We start from the raw sequence: 580 nt of genomic DNA, 5'->3' as shown, positions 1-580 counted from the left end.
GGGTAAATGCATTAACGATGCGTCTTTCGTATTTACTGGCACCGGATCTGTTAATGTTCAAGCTTACTGTCCGTTGAACCATATAACCGCTGTGTTAGCTGAAGGCACTTATAATAGCGAAGGGTGCCAGAACGCTGGAGGTATGACCAGCCCTGGCAATCATACAGGCAACGACGACTACATTGTGAACGCTTCAGAGGCGCATGAGGCCTGGATCAGCCCTTTGGTAAAAAATGGTGCAACTCCGAATTGGTATGGCTATATCTTTTATATAGGTAACGTGGATAACGGACGCTATGACCATTATGATGCTAGTAACGGCCTACAATATGTAAAATATGGATTCACAATATATTCATCGCCTAGAAATAACGCCAGCCTGGGCTATACTTCTCTTCGCAAATGCATACTGAATTTAATTTATAATTAACGTTCAAGGCCCCAGTAAACCAAATCTTACTGATGCCCTTCAGCATCATGGTCGATTCACTGCCACCCCGACCCTAATAGGGTAGCGCTACGTGTCTGTTGCACAACTAAAAAAGAAAGAAATAAGCATTAATAAAAATTGATTATACGG

1 protein-coding gene is annotated in these 580 nt (G+C 42.6%); it reads left to right on the top strand.

Annotation, left to right across the window (positions count from 1 at the left end):
• Window positions 1-430, top strand: a 430-nt coding sequence (locus ACFO6W_RS04015) for a hypothetical protein (RefSeq protein WP_379994066.1), incomplete at its 5' end; no start/stop codon positions are given.
• Window positions 431-580 lie beyond the last annotated feature (150 nt).

This window comes from Dysgonomonas termitidis (genome assembly GCF_042654545.1).
Lineage (GTDB): Bacteria > Bacteroidota > Bacteroidia > Bacteroidales > Dysgonomonadaceae > Dysgonomonas > Dysgonomonas termitidis.
This window is presented reverse-complemented; position numbering and strand designations above follow the sequence as displayed.